Source organism: Radiobacillus deserti, assembly GCF_007301515.1.
Taxonomy (GTDB): domain Bacteria; phylum Bacillota; class Bacilli; order Bacillales; family Amphibacillaceae; genus Radiobacillus; species Radiobacillus deserti.
Genome location: NZ_CP041666.1, coordinates 2,319,705 through 2,335,985, shown reverse-complemented (window position 1 = coordinate 2,335,985; position 16,281 = coordinate 2,319,705). Strand labels below are relative to the sequence as shown.

16 protein-coding genes and 1 pseudogene are annotated in these 16,281 nt (G+C 37.8%); 13 read left to right on the top strand and 4 right to left on the bottom strand.

All coding sequences use genetic code 11. The features are described from left to right. Positions 1-62: 62 nt before the first annotated feature. Positions 63-224 carry a hypothetical protein gene (locus FN924_RS19120; protein ID WP_194709656.1) on the bottom strand — a complete coding sequence of 54 codons (162 nt, stop codon included), beginning with the start codon at positions 222-224 and terminating at the stop codon, positions 63-65. Between the two features lie 257 nt (positions 225-481). Between FN924_RS19120 and trmB the strand changes: the two genes are divergently transcribed. Next, positions 482-1,117 (top strand): tRNA (guanosine(46)-N7)-methyltransferase TrmB, encoded by a 636-nt coding sequence (gene trmB / locus FN924_RS12365; RefSeq protein WP_143894934.1) that lies wholly within the window; start codon positions 482-484, stop codon positions 1,115-1,117. A gap of 258 nt (positions 1,118-1,375) precedes the next feature. Here the strand turns inward: trmB and FN924_RS12360 are convergent, their stop codons facing one another. Beyond that, positions 1,376-1,690, bottom strand: a complete 315-nt coding sequence (locus FN924_RS12360) for a PepSY domain-containing protein (protein WP_143894932.1) — start codon at positions 1,688-1,690, stop codon at positions 1,376-1,378. Between the two features lie 155 nt (positions 1,691-1,845). Here FN924_RS12360 and FN924_RS12355 point away from each other — a divergent pair. Together FN924_RS12355 and FN924_RS12350 are read left to right on the top strand one after the other, a co-directional pair. Then, positions 1,846-2,914: pseudogene (locus tag FN924_RS12355) on the top strand (M42 family metallopeptidase). Positions 2,915-2,919: 5 nt separating this feature from the next. After that, positions 2,920-3,441: a DUF84 family protein gene (locus tag FN924_RS12350; RefSeq protein ID WP_143894930.1), complete on the top strand. Its 522-nt coding sequence runs from the start codon at positions 2,920-2,922 to the stop codon at positions 3,439-3,441. 13 nt (positions 3,442-3,454) lie between these two features. Here the strand turns inward: FN924_RS12350 and FN924_RS12345 are convergent, their stop codons facing one another. Beyond that, positions 3,455-3,895 (bottom strand): YtoQ family protein, encoded by a 441-nt coding sequence (locus tag FN924_RS12345; protein WP_143894928.1) that lies wholly within the window; start codon positions 3,893-3,895, stop codon positions 3,455-3,457. 154 nt (positions 3,896-4,049) lie between these two features. On the opposite strand from FN924_RS12345, the gene FN924_RS12340 reads away from it, so the two are divergent. Further along, positions 4,050-4,568: a hypothetical protein gene (locus FN924_RS12340; RefSeq protein WP_143894926.1), complete on the top strand. Its 519-nt coding sequence runs from the start codon at positions 4,050-4,052 to the stop codon at positions 4,566-4,568. A 35-nt stretch (positions 4,569-4,603) separates the two neighbouring features. On the opposite strand, the gene FN924_RS12335 is transcribed toward FN924_RS12340, so the two are convergent. Beyond that, positions 4,604-7,009, bottom strand: a complete 2,406-nt coding sequence (locus tag FN924_RS12335) for a methyl-accepting chemotaxis protein (protein ID WP_143894925.1) — start codon at positions 7,007-7,009, stop codon at positions 4,604-4,606. Between the two features lie 218 nt (positions 7,010-7,227). Here FN924_RS12335 and FN924_RS12330 point away from each other — a divergent pair, with 218 nt between their 5' ends. The 9 genes from FN924_RS12330 to FN924_RS12290 all read left to right on the top strand — a co-directional run bounded on the left by FN924_RS12330 (position 7,228) and on the right by FN924_RS12290 (position 16,266). Continuing rightward, positions 7,228-8,262 (top strand): PTS sugar transporter subunit IIC, encoded by a 1,035-nt coding sequence (locus FN924_RS12330; RefSeq protein WP_143894923.1) that lies wholly within the window; start codon positions 7,228-7,230, stop codon positions 8,260-8,262. A 13-nt stretch (positions 8,263-8,275) separates the two neighbouring features. Continuing rightward, the gene (locus FN924_RS12325; protein ID WP_158634072.1) at positions 8,276-8,590 is read left to right on the top strand and encodes a thioredoxin family protein; all 315 of its coding nucleotides are present in this window, start codon (positions 8,276-8,278) and stop codon (positions 8,588-8,590) included. 101 nt (positions 8,591-8,691) lie between these two features. Beyond that, the gene (locus FN924_RS12320; protein WP_143894919.1) at positions 8,692-9,519 is read left to right on the top strand and encodes a DUF1444 domain-containing protein; all 828 of its coding nucleotides are present in this window, start codon (positions 8,692-8,694) and stop codon (positions 9,517-9,519) included. Then, positions 9,516-10,124, top strand: coding sequence for a YtpR family tRNA-binding protein (gene ytpR / locus FN924_RS12315; RefSeq protein WP_143894917.1), 609 nt, complete (start codon positions 9,516-9,518; stop codon positions 10,122-10,124). Before FN924_RS12320 ends, ytpR begins: the two co-directional genes overlap by 4 nt. Before the next feature lie 139 nt (positions 10,125-10,263). After that, the gene (locus FN924_RS12310; RefSeq protein ID WP_143894914.1) at positions 10,264-12,504 is read left to right on the top strand and encodes a DNA translocase FtsK; all 2,241 of its coding nucleotides are present in this window, start codon (positions 10,264-10,266) and stop codon (positions 12,502-12,504) included. 138 nt (positions 12,505-12,642) lie between these two features. Then, a complete protein-coding gene (locus FN924_RS12305) occupies positions 12,643-13,755 on the top strand; it encodes a nicotinate phosphoribosyltransferase (RefSeq protein WP_143894912.1) in 1,113 nt (370 codons plus the stop codon). A gap of 133 nt (positions 13,756-13,888) precedes the next feature. Further along, positions 13,889-15,199 carry a UDP-N-acetylmuramate--L-alanine ligase gene (gene murC, locus FN924_RS12300; RefSeq protein ID WP_143894910.1) on the top strand — a complete coding sequence of 437 codons (1,311 nt, stop codon included), beginning with the start codon at positions 13,889-13,891 and terminating at the stop codon, positions 15,197-15,199. 241 nt (positions 15,200-15,440) lie between these two features. Then, positions 15,441-15,872, top strand: coding sequence for a DUF948 domain-containing protein (locus FN924_RS12295; RefSeq protein ID WP_143894908.1), 432 nt, complete (start codon positions 15,441-15,443; stop codon positions 15,870-15,872). Continuing rightward, positions 15,865-16,266 carry a YtxH domain-containing protein gene (locus FN924_RS12290; RefSeq protein WP_143894906.1) on the top strand — a complete coding sequence of 134 codons (402 nt, stop codon included), beginning with the start codon at positions 15,865-15,867 and terminating at the stop codon, positions 16,264-16,266. The genes FN924_RS12295 and FN924_RS12290 overlap by 8 nt, the downstream gene beginning before the upstream one ends. The last annotated feature ends 15 nt before the right edge of the window (positions 16,267-16,281 follow it).

Here is a 16,281-nt window from a genome sequence, read left to right as displayed (position 1 = left end):
AAAAACTGGGATATATATCCCAGTTTTTTTGCATGATTACGATAAAACAGATGTTTCAATGGTTAATCTAATTGTGGTGCATACTTCATTTTATTCGCGCGAACTTTACGGCTCGTTTTTTGATTAATCTTTTCAACAGGGTAGATAAAAATGGCATATCCTACAAAAAATAAGGAGAATAAACCGATTACTCCTACTTCCAAGATGCTTTGTAATAATTTCACTTATGTGTTTCCTCCTACTATTTATTTGACTTGCTTAAGCATAATGGAGGAAACGTTTACATCCAAAACAGTAGAAAATCGTGTATGACTGATTTAATAGAGAAAAGACTGACTCACTTGTATATAACTTAAACATAAGAATATTTGTTAGAATATCTTTCAATATCCTAGCTTTTCCTCCAAATTTGTGAATTATCTTTAGTTTTGGAGAAAATCATGGTACGCTTTAAATCGAAACAATATAGAGGAGTGTAATGATGAGAGCAAGAAATAAACCTTGGGCGGATGATTTCTTAAAAGAAAACGACGATATTGTCATCCATCAACCATTTGAATATAAAGAAAAATGGCACCAATTGTTCCAAAATGATCAGCCAATTCATTTGGAAATCGGTACCGGGAAAGGTCAATTTATCTCTGGAATGGCCCAACAATATCCCGAAGTGAACTTTGTAGGGATTGAATTAGCTAAAAGCATTATTGTGAGTACGGTCCAAAAAGTGAAAGATTCAAAGCAGCCTAATGTACGATTGGTTAATGAAAATGCAAAAGATTTAAGAGAAATGTTTGGGGAAAATGAAATCGATAAGATATATTTAAATTTTTCTGATCCTTGGCCAAAAAATAAGCATGAAAAAAGAAGACTTACGTATCGCACCTTCTTAGAGCAGTATCGTCACATTTTGAAGCCAGACGGAGAGATTGTGATGAAAACAGATAATAAAGGTCTTTTTGAATATTCACTTGTTAGCTTTTCTCAGTTTGGACTGATTTTAGAAGAAGTTGTATTGGATTTACACGCTTTAGAGGATCCAACGAATGTGAAAACGGAATATGAAGAGAAGTTTTCAAGTAAAGGCATGACTATAAATCGTTGTAAGGCACGTTTTTAATAAAATGAGAAAAGAGGCTGGGACATCACGGAAAAGGATGAGCCGAAAAGCCGAACAACAGCCTATACTAGCTCCGGATATATACGCAGACTCCAGCGGGAAAAAAGGCATCGGTGAGACCCCACAGTGCGTCAGCACGTGGAGGCTCACCAGCCGTCCGCGGAAAGCGTCGTATATTTCCGGAGCGGGGTATAGGCACTATTTATAATTGTTCGTTTTTTCATTGCTTTACTATACTTTTGTCCCATCATCTATGTATTATGCGGATTCGGCTACCTCGACAATGGTTCCTGTATGGGCATCTACATAGAATTCAAATGGTTTATCTTGTCCCTCAATGGTTCTCGTGATTCCACCGTGATAAACACTATACGTAAGTCCGTTTTTTACTAGTTCTTTTGGTTTCATATATATCCAAGATCCACTTATTGGCCCTTCTTTACGAAATGCTTCTTTCGCGGAATTTAAGGCCTTTTCTGGCGAATAAGAGGTTGTTGTATTGACTTGCTCTCTCACAACATATCCAACTAATGCACCTATACCAGCTGCTACAAGAAGTCTACTCCATTTCATACCTTTCACCTCTTTTTATTGTTTGTTACTAGTATACCTAATTCCGTGAAAAATAGAAAACAATTAAGATATATCTCAAAAAGGTATTTAAGTGGAAACAACTCGTGACATTCGATAAAATTATAACAAGCCAACATAATTGGAGGAATACATATATGAATCAAGCAACATTGGATTTATTTAAAACATTAACTGAATTACCAGGAGCACCTGGGAATGAGCATCAAGTAAGAGCCTTTTTAAAAGGGGAGTTAGAAAAGTATTCAGATGAAATTGTACAAGATCGATTAGGTGGAGTGTTTGGGCATAAAAAAGGTACCGGTCCTAAAGTTATGGTTGCTGGCCACATGGATGAAGTAGGGTTTATGGTCACACAAATCACCAAAAACGGAATGATTCGCTTTCAAACATTAGGTGGATGGTGGAGTCAGGTCTTATTGGCACAGCGTGTTCAAATTATAACAGATAATGGGCCGGTTATCGGGGTTATCGGATCTATCCCACCACATAATTTAACCGAAGCGCAACGAGCAAAACCAATGGAATTGAAGAACATGCTTATCGATATCGGAGCAGATAGTGAAGAGGATGCGAAAAACATCGGAGTAAAACCAGGACAACCAATTTTACCAGTTACACCGTTCACGCCGATGGCAAATAATAAAAAAATTCTAGCAAAAGCATGGGATAACCGTTATGGTTGTGGACTTTCTCTAGAATTGTTAAAAGAACTAAAAGATGAAACAGTACCAAACGATTTATATTCCGGTGCTACAGTCCAAGAGGAAGTTGGACTAAGAGGAGCGCAGGTAGCCGCTAATATGATTAAACCAGATATTTTTCTATGCATTGGATGCTTCACCGGCTAATGATATGTCTGGGGATGATAAAGAATTCGGTCAATTAGGAAAAGGAGCATTACTCCGTATATTCGACCGTTCGATGATTACTCATAAAGGCATGCGTGAATTCATTCTAGATACAGCAGAATCCAATCATATCCCATATCAATATTTTATTTCTCAAGGTGGAACAGATGCTGGACGTGTTCATTTGTCCAATGAAGGTGTGCCTTCTGCAGTAATCGGAATATGTTCTCGTTATATTCATACACATGGTTCGATTATCCATGTAGATGATTACGCTGCTGCAAAAGAATTACTACTGAAGCTAATCAGAACAACAGATCAAAACACAGTGGATCAAATCCGAAATAACGGGTAATGAACATGAAACAGAAGAGCATATATGTTGGGTCGGAAAATCCTGCCAAAATTATTGCAGTTGAATCAGTATTTACGGAATCGACGGTTTATCCACAAGATGTACCTAGTTTAGTCTCTGCACAACCTCTTTCTGATGAAGAAACATTAGAGGGAGCTATAAATCGAGCGAAGGCTTGTGCTGCAAGAGAAGATGGTGTTTTAGGAATCGGGTTAGAAGGCGGCGTAATGGAGTTTCACAATCAGGTATTTATTTGTAACTGGGGAGCCTTAGTAGACGAGACAGGAGAACTTTATATTGCAGCGGGCGCTCGCTTTCCGCTTCCGGAAGTATTTAAGCAACCTTTAAGGGAAGGGCAAGAGCTTGGGGATTTAATGGATCAATATACGAATAAACAGAACGCACGAAAAAAAGAAGGAGCTGTTGGCATTTTTACCGATGGTCAGGTAACCCGTGATCAAATGTTTTCTCATGTTTTACACATTTTGAAAGGTCAATATCAATTGAGTAAAAAAGCACGCAGCTAGCGTGCTTTTTTGCTTACTTGTAAATATATTGAATAACATTTAATGCTTGATCCAACGTTTCCACGGTTACGTTTGCTTTGTTTGATAGCTCCTTTAACGGATGAATTAATGATTCTGGTCGAATTATTATTGTTGGCTTCTGAAGGGTTATCGCAGTTGTTGTGTCCATTGCTGTATTCCACTGCTTGTACGATTCTCCAAATAAAGCAATAACGATATCCGCTTTTTTCATAAGGACTTCCGTTCGAAAGTTATTTATATCAGATGCTGCATCGTCTCGGTAATATGCGCTAGGTTGCTTACCAAGAATCTGTTCTCCAATTTGATCGGAAAGTTCATGATTTTCTTGTGGGCCAACAAAATCTAAAGGTAAGTCTAACTTTTTCGCTTTTTCTTTTATCTCTTCACGCCAATTGTCATGAATTTGCCCAGCTAAGTAAACCGTAAGTCTCATGTAGTCTCCTCCTTCACTTATCTTCTTTTATCATTATATCGACTTTGGTAGTACACGACAAAGTATGTGATTAGTGCGAAACTTGTCAAAGCTTGGAGGCATAGTATATAGTTAATAGGGAATAAAGGACTATATGGATTCAGGGGGAAGTATGGTGAAGGGAACGAAACTTACTATCCTACTTTTTATAGGAATCGCTTTCTTTTTTTTAGCTGGTTGTAGCTTGAAATCGGAAAAGGAAGTTATAAAGAGTACGGAGGCTGTAGTGGAAGAGACGTTTAATGAAAAGGGGAAAGAACCCAATCAAGAGATGGAAGGCTTCTCGCTTTACATACCTAAACACCTAGAAATTGCGGAGCAAGAATCTAGTAATGTTATTTTAGAAGATGGAAAGCAGACTTACATTTTATTTTATAATGCATTAGAAGAACTCACTAGCCAATTGAATTATAAAGAAGCGTCTACTATCGAAAATCCTTTGTTATTAAAAACATTTGAAAAGGAAGATAAATTCGGCTATTTACGAATCGTTTCTAATGAGGACGATTATGAGCTTCAAATAGGGGTTGGTGGTGTGAAAATAACAACCATTACATCTAAAGGGAATATCGAGCAAAGTGCAAAGGATATGATGGTGATGGCCAACTCATTACAAAATACAGAACAGGAATAAAAAAATGGGCAGTTCATCGTGAACTGCCCATTTTTTTATTTGTTGTTGTTTACTTCATCATCTACGTGAAGTTCTTGATTCTCCGACTCACCAGATTCATCTGATTCCGTTGAATCTGTTTTCTCTTCATCTTCTTGAACCTCTTCAGTTGTGTTCTCTGTTGGACTTATTTCGTTTTCTTCATCACGTTCATCATTATAAACTTCACTATAATTTTCATGTTCTTCTATCTTGTTCTCTAAAGTAGATTCAAGGTCTTCTCCATTTTGTCCAATAGAATCCACGTTCTGTGAATGGGAAGTCTCCTCATGTTCGATATTCTCGTCTTCATTAAAATCGAGGGATCCGTTAACATCATTACTTTCTTCGAGAATGTCGTGTTCAACGATTTCTTCGGAGCTGTTATCTTGCTGTTCTTCTACTTCTTCAACGAATTCGGAAGAGCTATCAAACTCTTCTTCTCTATTGGCATTTAATTTGAATTGACTAACTTCAGCTTCTAATTCTTGAGATAGAGCTTGAAGATCTAGAGCAGCTTGGTTCACTTCTTCAATAGATTGAGATTGAGTTTCACTCGATGCAGCTACTTCTTCAGCAGTTGCAACAGATTCTTCCGAAATAACACTTATGGAATGAAGGGCTTCTTTCAGATGTTCATTTACTCCATCCACGTTTTGAATAGAATGTCTTACTTCTTCAATCTTTTCATTCATTTCGTAAATGTTTTGTACAATACGGTTAAACGCGTCCTTTGTTAAGGCTACTGCTTCTTCTTGTGTTTCTTGATAGCTTGTAAATTTATTAGCTTCCTCTGATAAATTATTCATTTGCTTATACATATGGTTAACGAGCTGATGAATTTCCTGTGCTTCTGTCTTAGAGCGCTCAGCAAGTTTTCTAACCTCATCTGCTACAACAGCAAATCCTCGACCACTTTCTCCCGCTCGCGCGGATTCAATGGCTGCATTCAAAGCGAGAAGGTTTGTGCTGTCAGCAATTTCTTCGATAGCAGAAACGATAGTTGTAATATCTTTTGATTGTGCGGCTGCTTGCAAAACTTCATTACTTAAATGGGCAGCAAGTTGAATAAAATTACTGGAGGTATCCTCAAGTTTATGAACAGTATCTAAGCCTGATTTCCCTTCGTTTTCGGCCCCTTCGAGTTTTCCTGATATATCCTCAGCAGCTACACGTGTTACTTGAATAGCTTCTGATACATCTTGGATTAGTTGTGTGCTTTGTTCAATTTGATAAGCTTGGTTTTGAGAACCTGTCGCAACCTGATTAATAGCTTCCGATACTTCCTCTGCTTGTGCAGTGGTTTGTTCTGAAACAGCAGCTAGGTTAGAAGATGAACTACCTAACACATTAGAAGCTTCTTTTACTTTAAGCATGGAAGCTTCCATACGGCTCGCCATTTGATTAAAGGTAGAACCAATCTCAGCCATCTCGTCTTTTGAATCTACCGATACGCGATAGGACAAGTCACCATCTCCGATGATTTGAGCACCTGTTTTTAATTGATTAACAGATTTTGAGATGGATCGAATAAGAATAATCCCCGTTCCTACCATGATCCCTAATGCTAGTACACCGATAGCAATAAATGAAATGGTAAGCCATCTCAATGCTGCTGCTTGATCTTCTTGGATATTCTTGTTCATCTTTTCAGCACTTACTCCAACATCCGAAATGATTTTACCGACGTTTGCAGCTACATTTTCAAAAGAGTTTGTAATAGCCTGTGCTTGTGTTTGGGTAGATGTAATCGTGTTAACGTTTTGTTGATACTTTAATAAGGATGCATCGATTTCACTTTTTTGATCTTTGGAAATATCTGAATCTGTAACTAATCTTGTGAAATCTCTTACAGCGGTATCGAAGTTATTTTTTTCTGAATCCCCAGCCTCTAAATATTCTTGTTCTTGTATTTTAACGTTCATTAAGGCGTTTGTTAGATTCGGATTATTATAATCATTAATTATTCCTTGAAGACTCGTATAAGACTCATCTATGTATTTGTTGAGACCTTGATCTTCTGTAAAACCAATCATCCGGAACATGTTTACCATAGGGTCAATTTGTTTTTCATAGGTGGTGGCACTTTTTTCAATGAGCAGAAAATTATCAGAAATTTCCTTGTTGCTGGATAATTCATCCGCATATTTTGAGGCTAAAGACTTTACATTGGCAATGGACTTTTTAAGCGCCTCTGCATTTTCTTCGGAAGGATTAGAAAAGAAGGTTTGTTCCTTGATTCGAGTTAACGCCATTTCCGTTTCAACTTCACTGCTATGTACTAAGGCTTCTTCTACAGTATTACGTTTTTCTGACCAGTTTTTTTGTTGATTCATAAATATAAATGCAAATACTGTTAAAACGACTAAACTTGTGACAGCTAGCACTAGGATTAACCGTACACGACTTCGAATGGATTTCATTTTGACTCCCCCTTTAATGATTCTCTTTTTTTATCGGATTAATCAGAGAATAATGAATGACAAAATTTTCTCTAATGCAACAATTATAGAGAATTTTCAACAAAAAAACAATTTGAACTTCAAGAAAATTTTTAAAAAACTAAATTTGTCTTCAAGGGCGGCATTGTGTAACATATTGATGAGTTTGTTGTATTACTATGATAGGGGGGACTTGTACAGTGATTGCATTTTTACATAAGAAAGGTATCTCGTTGTCACCAAGAGAATATTTTATTACAGCTTTAAGCTTTATGGCATTAGGTCTTTTTTCTTCTTTAATTATTGGATTGATTATTAAGACATTAGGAGAACAGCTAGGCTTTGTTCCAGTCTCTGTACAAACAGCGTTAGTGGATATGGGAAGCTACGCCATGGATACAAAAGTAATGGGAGGAGCCATTGGAGTTGCGATTGCATATGGTCTAAAAGCTCCACCGTTAGTTTTGTTCTCTGCTCTATATGCTGGAGCATTCGGAGCGGAACTAGGAGGACCAGCGGGAAGCTATGTGACTGCAGTCCTTGCCACAGAGTTTGGGAAATTGATCTATAAGCAAACGCGAGTGGATATTTTATTAACGCCATTTGTTACCATTGCAGTTGGGTTTATCGTTGGAACATTTATTGGTCCACCAATTAACAACTTCATGACTTGGTTTGGAAGTATAATTAATTGGTCAACCGAGCAACAGCCGTTTATAATGGGGATTATTGTTGCAGTGTTAATGGGATGGGCTTTAACAGCACCAATTTCGAGTGCAGCTATTGCTATTATGCTTGATTTAAGTGGAATTGCAGCTGGGGCAGCAACAATTGGATGCGCGTCACAAATGATCGGGTTTGCAGTTTCTAGTTACCGAGACAATGGATTAGGTGGATTTCTCGCACAAGGAATAGGTACTTCTATGCTTCAAGTGGCAAATATCATCCAGAAACCAATAATACTCTTACCACCGACGATAGCGGGTCTCGTATTTGCTCCCTTAGCCACTGTATATTTTGAAATGGAGAATAACTCTTTAGGTGCAGGGATGGGAACAGCTGGTTTTGTCGGACAAATCATGACGTTTGAATCAATGGGATTTACACTCCCTGTATTGTGGCTGGTGTTATTGTTACACATCATTGGACCTGCTCTTGTTAGCCTTCTTTTGTCTGAATGGCTAAGAAGACGAGGATGGATACAGCCAGGTGATATGAGAATTAACTATGAATAAGGCGGTGCAAGGCATGTTAATGTTAGAATCAGAGGAACAACTTCAAGGACTTCTAAAGAAAGATAAAGTACTATTGATGTTTTCTGCAGATTGGTGTCCAGATTGCCATTTTATTGACCCATTTTTGCCAGATTTAGAGCAAAAGTATTCTGAATACACCTTTGTTCATGTAGATCGTGATCAATTTATAGAGATATGTCGCGAATATGATGTATTTGGAATCCCAAGCTTTATCGGATTTCATCAAGGGGAAGAGGTTGGACGTTTTGTTAGCAAAGATCGAAAAACACGAGAAGAGATTGAAACGTTTATCGACTCCCTTTTATAAAATAGAGCCCCTTTCCATGCGGAAGGGGATTTCTTTTATATTAAGTTCATTAATGCTAAAATAGCACGTGGATTAACTTCTTCCAAGAGGTGGATGAAATAATGAAAATGAATAGTATTAAAATGAAAAAAAAGCTAGAAGAGCGTTTCCATAATAGTGAATGGCGTACATCATTTAATCGTGATAAGGACAAATTTCGTGTGGAATGGAAAGAATCCGGACAAGGAATATCCATTTCTATCCCAAACGTAATTGCGAAATATGAAGTGCGAGGAGAAGCAGCTCTTGATGAGTTACAATACCATGTCTCTGAAGCTCTTAAAGTGATGAATGAAACCCATGAATTAACTGGACAAGAGCGTTATATATTTCCGGTAATTCGTGCTACTTCCTTTCCGAGAAAGACGAAGGCAGGAAAAAAGCTTCTTTTTTCTGAACATACGGCAGAAACGAGAATATATTATGCGTTAGACTTGGGGACTTCTTACAAGCTTTTAGAGGAAGAAATGTTAGAAGCAGAAGGATGGACGTTGGATAGAATAAAGGAAATCTCCACGTTCAATGTGCGATCATTGGAAAATAAATCGAAACATGATCAGGTTGCGGATAACGATTTTTACTTTATTGCATCCCAAGACGGATACGATGCAAGTAGAATTTTAAACGAATCACTTCTAGAAGAGATGAAGGCCAATAGTAAAGGAGAACTGGCGGTTGCGGTCCCCCATCAGGATGTGCTTATTTTTGCAGATATTCAGAATAAAACGGGGTACGACATACTAGCCCAAATGACGATGAAGTTTTTCGCGGAAGGACGTGTACCGATTACGTCCCTTCCATTTATATACGAAGATAAAAAATTAGAACCAGTCTTTATTCTAGCGAAAAACCGACCTGCTAACGATTCAAGAAAGGATGACGAAAAATGAATATGTTTTACAATGAAAAAGGAATTGGGGATGTTCTTATTATTCCTGTGAAACAAGGCGAGCGCAATGAAACAACGTTTGAGAGATATGGGGATATTGTAAAAATTATTAATACGAACGATAAGTCATTGCTAGGCTATAATATATTTAATGCCTCCGGATATTTTTCGAATGTAGAGAAATTAAATGAAGTACCAGTAGATAAAGAGGTAGCAACTGAATTGGAAAAAGCGTTTCAAACGAATGGGATAGAAGATGGATCCGGCTTAGACTTCAGTCCTAAGTTCGTTGTAGGATATGTTAAAGAGAAACAACAGCATGAAAATGCGGATAAGCTAAGTGTTTGTCAGGTTGATGTTGGAGATGAAACTCTGCAAATCGTCTGTGGTGCTCCAAACATTGATCAAGGGCAAAAAGTAGTGGTTGCCAAGGTTGGTGCTGTGATGCCAAGTGGAATGGAAATTAAACCAACCCAGCTACGTGGCGTCGATTCTCATGGAATGATTTGTTCGATGAAAGAGTTAGGTCTACCAAATGCTCCAAAAGAAAAAGGAATTTATGTATTAGATAATCAATATGAGGCAGGACAAGCCTTCGTATTTTAGGCTTAGAGAAAAACCTTTGTTGCAATGAACAAAGGTTTTTCTCTTTATTCAGGATGAAAATATTACCTTACATGCCATAAACCTGTGTTACAATAGCTTATAACAACATTCGACGAAAATTTTAGAAAGAGTGAATGTCATGTGGCATCAATTAATGAAAAAAATGAAAGACTGGTTTACAGAAGAGGTAGAGGAATCTGGGCAATCCACTTCAAAAAGAGAATATATAAGTGGCAATTTTAATACAAAACAGGCAGTAGAAACCAAAATGTCTTATCAGTATCCAAATGAACGTTCTTTTCGCTTTCCGCTGATTCCAGATGAGCCGAGTCAAACGAGAAAAACGGAACCAAAACCTAAGATTGAATACGATGTCCCAGCTTTTCAACGAAAACAAGAAAAAAGACATGTACAGGTTGAGGAACAGCGAATCAAACAGGATGATTCACAGGAACGTAAGCAGCCTTTTAAATTAAGTGAAGTTCCTTCTCCGATTCATGGAATGCATCGTCAATCTAGATTGAGGAAAGAAATAGAGAACGTCCCAGCATTTCTGCGAAAGGATATTACTTGGTCAAAGCAAACTCGTTCGATTCGACATCAGCGCTCATCATACTTACCACGCATGGAATCTGATGAAAAGTCAGAGGGAAACGAACCAGTTGAGACATCACCGAAATTGGAAAAACAAGTTCAGGACTTTTCAAAGCATGCAGATGCTTCAGTAATGGAGCCTAGAGAGGAAGAACCGAAAGAAAAATGGGAAGCGGAGAAAAATTCAGATTGGGAACCATCCCAACAGATAAAACGAGTAGATCTCCACAAAGAAGAGAAGCAATCGAATTCTGTACCATTTAATGTGATGATGACACCTAAGGATAAAAAACGTAATCTTGATAAGAAAGAATTATACTCCGTGGATCCAGTCGCGTCTGTTACATCAACAGACGATGGCATAAAAGAGGTCGAAAAAGAGCCTGTGCCACCCATTCATTTATTGAATGATCCTACTTTCACAAAAGGTGCAGATGAACAGTGGGTTCTGGAACAAATTGAACTGTTGGAAACAACACTTCGTCACTTTCATGTGAAAGCGAAAGTGGTCAATGCGATGACTGGACCTTCGGTAACGAGATTCGAAGTACAGCCTGAATTAGGAGTCAAAGTTAGTAAAATTAAAAACTTGAGTGACGATATAAAACTGAATTTGGCTGCAAGAGATATTCGAATGGAAGCACCTATTCCAGGAAAAAATGCCATAGGAATTGAGGTTCCGAATCCCGTTCCGCAGGCAGTAGGTTTGCAAGAAATATTGGAGTCAGAGGCATTTCAATCGGATCAATCCCCTTTAACGGTTGCATTAGGGCTTGATATATCAGGACGACCAATGGTTACGAACTTAAAGAAAATGCCTCACGGGTTAATAGCTGGTGCAACGGGCTCAGGAAAAAGTGTTTGTATTAACTCCATATTGATAAGCTTACTTTATAAAGCTAGTCATGAGGATGTCCGTTTCTTACTGATTGACCCAAAGATGGTAGAGCTTGCGCCTTACAATGAACTACCACACTTAGTAGCACCTGTAATAACAGATGTGAAAGCTGCTACCCATGCTTTAAAATGGGCTGTAAATGAGATGGAAGAGCGTTACGAAAAGTTCGTACATGAAGGTGTTCGTGATGTGGAACGATATAATCAAAAAATGGAGAAACAAAATAGAAAAGCAGATAAGCTCCCTTATTTAATTATTGTGATTGATGAGCTAGCCGACCTAATGATGGTCTCTCCACAAGATGTGGAAGATGCGATTTGTCGTATTGCGCAAAAAGCACGTGCATGTGGTATTCATTTGTTGTTAGCAACACAGCGTCCATCCGTTGATGTAATTACAGGATTGATTAAAGCGAATGTCCCTACTCGTATTGCGTTTAGTGTATCCTCTCAAGTGGATTCTAGAACCATTATCGATGTAAGTGGTGCCGAGAAGCTCCTAGGTAGAGGAGATATGCTATTTGTAGAAAATGGTGCTGGACAGTCCGTTCGAATACAAGGTGCTTTTGTGTCCGATGATGAGATTGAACGAGTAACAAGCTTCGTAAGAAAATCCGCACCACCACAATATTTATTTGAGCAAGAACAGCTTTTGGAGCAGGTTCATATGGAAGAAGATGAGGATGAATTATACTTAGATGCGGTCGATTTTGTTATCCAACAAAACAGTGCTAGTGCGTCCCTGTTACAGCGTCGATTCAAAATTGGATACAACCGAGCAGCACGCTTGATTGATAGTATGGAGGCAAACGGGATTATTTCTGAACAAAAAGGAAGTAAACCGAGAGATGTATTGGTTAGCACATCCAATTATCACACCCCATCCTAAAAAGGTCATTCCTAGGAATGACCTTTTTTTGTGATAAACGACATCATTAACACTTGTCGAAGTTAGCGGATTCTTATATGATATAATTTATATGATGTGGAAAGCTAAGGGAAATGACTTTTAAGGAGTTCTGTTCAAATGAAAGAAATTAGTCGAAAATTAAAAGGCGATATTGAGCGCTTAACAAATAAAACCTTTAAATTTGATGAACGTATTGCTGAAGGCTGGTTTTCTGCAGTATATTTTTTGAAAACAAAGGAAATAGCAGAGAAGTTTCTTCCAAATAATAAAGTTACCATGCAATTCTTTCAAAAAAGGGATGCTGTACTTTGTGGAACGGATGAAGCAATTGCTTTATTACATACCTTTGCAAACAACCCTGATAAATTAGAGATTTATTCCTTAAAAGATGGAGATAAAATAGCGCCATATGAAACCGTATTAACGGTAACTGGTCCTTATCAGGATTTTGGATATTTAGAGGGAATTATTGATGGAATATTAGCTAGAAGGACATCCGTTGCCACGAATGTATATAACGTCGTGAAAGCGGCTAGAACGTCTGGCACGCAAAAGCCGATTATTTTTATGGGAGACCGTGACGATCACTACACCCAACAAGCCGGGGACGGGTATGCTGCTTTTATAGGCGGATCCACAGCTCAAGCGACTCACGCCATGAACGAATGGTGGGGAAAAGAAGGAATGGGTACGATGCCTCACGCTATGATTCAAATGTTTCAAGGCGATGTTGTTGCTGCTGCAAAGGCATATAACGAGATGTATCCAAATGATGACTTAATGGTGCTTGTGGACTATAACAACGATGTCATTAATGATTCACTTCGAGTCGCACGTGAATTCGGAGATAAATTAAAAGGGGTTCGAGTCGATACGTCTAAAAATATGGTTGACAAATATTTCCTCAGAAACCAGCATTTGATGGGGAAATTTGATCCAAGAGGTGCAAACCCTGAATTGATCTTTGCCCTTCGAAAAGCGTTAGACGAAGAAGGGTTCCGACATGTGAAAATTATAGTCAGTGGTGGGTTCGATGAAAAACGAATCAGAAAATTCGAAGAGCATGGAGTTCCAGTTGATTTATACGGTGTTGGAAGAAGCCTGTTGAATATAGGGGTGTCTTTCACAGGGGATAATGTATTATTGAACGGGGAACCACAAGCAAAAGAAGGAAGAAAATATCGACCAAATCCTAGATTAGAAAAAGTGGAATATTTTGAGCAATCATAAGGTTGCCATGCGTTGATGCATTGAAGTTTCAACGCATTTTGCTATAATTGAATAGTTAACCATAGAGCTACTCTGTGCATATATGTATTTACATAGACAGATAATACATGACTCTTTTTTTGGAGGTTCTTATATGACAACTTACCACTTCATTGGTATAAAGGGGACTGGGATGAGTGCTTTAGCACAGATTCTAGAAGACTCAGGAGAAACCGTACAAGGTTCTGATGTAGAAAAAAGATTCTTCACACAAGAAGCATTAGAAGATAAGGACATTACCATATTACCTTTTTCTAAAGATAATATAAAAGAAGGCTTAACCATTATTGCTGGAAATGCATTTTCCGATGACCACGAGGAAATTGTGGAAGCAAAGAGATTAGGGTTAACTTTTTATCGTTATCATGAATTTCTAGGGGAATGGTTAAAAAAATACACAAGTATCGCAGTGACTGGTGCCCATGGAAAGACTTCGACCACTGGTTTGTTAGCTCACGTGTTGAGTGAAACGTACCCCATCTCCTTCTTGATTGGAGATGGTACTGGTGTTGGAAATCCAGATAGTCAGTACTTTGTTTTCGAAGCGTGTGAATATCGAAACCATTTTCTCGAATACGAACCAGATTACGCGATTATGACAAATATTGATTTCGACCATCCAGATTTTTTCTCAAGTATAGATGATGTATTTCAATCCTTCCAGCAAATGGCTGAGAAAGTTAAGAAAGGAATTGTTGCTTGCGGAGATGATGAATATCTTCAACAAATTCAAGCAAAAGTTCCGGTCATGTATTATGGTTTTTCAGATACAAATGACTTTCAAGCACAAAATGTCTTTGAAGATGAGGATGGAACAACCTTTGATGTGTTTGTTCGTAATACATTTTATGATTCATTTACCATTCCATCCTACGGTAATCACAATGTATTAAATGCATTAGCAGTAATTGCAATTTGCCATTATGAAGGAATGAGAGCAGAAGATATTAAGAAAATCTATAGTTTTCAAGGTGTTAAACGTCGCTTTTCTGAAAAACAAGTAGGAAATCAAGTGCTAATTGATGATTATGCACATCACCCAAAAGAAATTGAAGTAACGATCGAAGCAGCAAGAAAAAAATACCCATACCGTCCAGTTACTGTAATTTTTCAACCACACACATATACACGTACGAAGACTTTTTTAAATGAATTTGCTGCGGCTTTAAATCTAGCCGATCACGTTTATTTATGTGACATTTTTGGCTCAGCCAGAGAAGATAGTGGGAAATTAACGATTGATGATTTGAAAAAACTTATAGAAGATTGCTATCTTTTAGATGTAGACAACGTTGAGGAATTGAAGCAGTACGAAGATCACGTTCTTATTTTCATGGGAGCAGGAGATATTCAGAAATTCCAGCAAGCGTATGAAGCATCTATTCAGGGTGCGCTTAATGAATGAATAAAGTGCGATACAAGGTATTAAGGCCTTGTATCGTTTTTTGTTTTTCTATTCATGTTTAACGTTTCATCGGGAATACTAAAGAGAAATGAGGGGATTCGTTTCCCTTTTTTAACTTGTTTGGTAAAATAAATGGAATCAGGCGTTTTATTTCTCATGGTAAAGGGTACATATTTTTACATACTATATGTAAAAAGAATACCTTCCAAACCTAGCAAAGCATGCAAAAGGAGTTGAAAGGATGGAAATTTTACTTTACATAGCAGCACTAATCGCAGCCGTGGCTTTCGCCGTATTAGTCATTTATCTTTCAAAGGTACTTAAAGCTACACAACGAACGATGAGTAATGTTGCTAACACACTAGAAGGTTTAGAAAAACAGATGGAAGGGATCACCATTGAAACAACAGCACTATTAAATAAAACAAATAAACTAGCAGAGGATATTAATGAAAAATCCTTAAAGATGAACACGTTATTTGATGGAATTAAAGGCATCGGACAAACTGTCCAAGAATTTAATGAATCCTTAAAAACGCTGTCATCCAGTGTGTCAAATACTGCGGAAAAAAATAAAAATGCAACGGCACAAGCAATGAAGTGGGGGACTGTTGCATTGGATTTGTGGAATAAACGAAAGAAAAAAGAGACAGGAGGAATCGATCATGAGTAATCATAACGATGACATGAATACAAAGGACTTTTTAATCGGATCGCTGATTGGTGGTATTGTAGGAGCTTCTGTTGCTTTACTATTTGCGCCTAAATCTGGAAAAGAGCTTAGAGAAGACATCAATACAGGTGCGACGTATGTAAAAGACAAAGCCTCAGATTGGAAAGATGTTGCTTATGACAAAGGGACAGAGTGGAAAGATTATGCGGTAGATGCATCTGGTCAATTCACAAAAAATGTTTCCGAAAAATCTCAGCAATTAGGTGACCGTGTCAAACATACCTCTAAAACGATTCAAGATAAAGTGAATTCTTTCCGAAACAATGAAGAAGACACAGTATCAGAAGAATTTACAGAAGCGGTAAACGATTTAGAAAATAATCGAAACCAATAAATAGTTTAGATAAGG

Excerpts from the sequence above, each read along its gene's own strand:
- trmB (WP_143894934.1), top strand. The coding sequence starts at position 482 with ATGAGAGCAAGAAATAAACCTTGGGCGGATGATTTCTTAAAAGAAAAC.
- FN924_RS12360 (WP_143894932.1), bottom strand. The coding sequence starts at position 1,690 with ATGAAATGGAGTAGACTTCTTGTAGCAGCTGGTATAGGTGCATTAGTT.
- FN924_RS12350 (WP_143894930.1), top strand. The coding sequence starts at position 2,920 with ATGAAACAGAAGAGCATATATGTTGGGTCGGAAAATCCTGCCAAAATT.
- FN924_RS12345 (WP_143894928.1), bottom strand. The coding sequence starts at position 3,895 with ATGAGACTTACGGTTTACTTAGCTGGGCAAATTCATGACAATTGGCGT.
- FN924_RS12335 (WP_143894925.1), bottom strand. The coding sequence starts at position 7,009 with ATGAAATCCATTCGAAGTCGTGTACGGTTAATCCTAGTGCTAGCTGTC.
- FN924_RS12325 (WP_158634072.1), top strand. The coding sequence starts at position 8,276 with ATGTTAATGTTAGAATCAGAGGAACAACTTCAAGGACTTCTAAAGAAA.
- FN924_RS12320 (WP_143894919.1), top strand. The coding sequence starts at position 8,692 with ATGAAAATGAATAGTATTAAAATGAAAAAAAAGCTAGAAGAGCGTTTC.
- ytpR (WP_143894917.1), top strand. The coding sequence starts at position 9,516 with ATGAATATGTTTTACAATGAAAAAGGAATTGGGGATGTTCTTATTATT.
- FN924_RS12310 (WP_143894914.1), top strand. The coding sequence starts at position 10,264 with ATGTGGCATCAATTAATGAAAAAAATGAAAGACTGGTTTACAGAAGAG.
- FN924_RS12305 (WP_143894912.1), top strand. The coding sequence starts at position 12,643 with ATGAAAGAAATTAGTCGAAAATTAAAAGGCGATATTGAGCGCTTAACA.
- murC (WP_143894910.1), top strand. The coding sequence starts at position 13,889 with ATGACAACTTACCACTTCATTGGTATAAAGGGGACTGGGATGAGTGCT.
- FN924_RS12295 (WP_143894908.1), top strand. The coding sequence starts at position 15,441 with ATGGAAATTTTACTTTACATAGCAGCACTAATCGCAGCCGTGGCTTTC.
- FN924_RS12290 (WP_143894906.1), top strand. The coding sequence starts at position 15,865 with ATGAGTAATCATAACGATGACATGAATACAAAGGACTTTTTAATCGGA.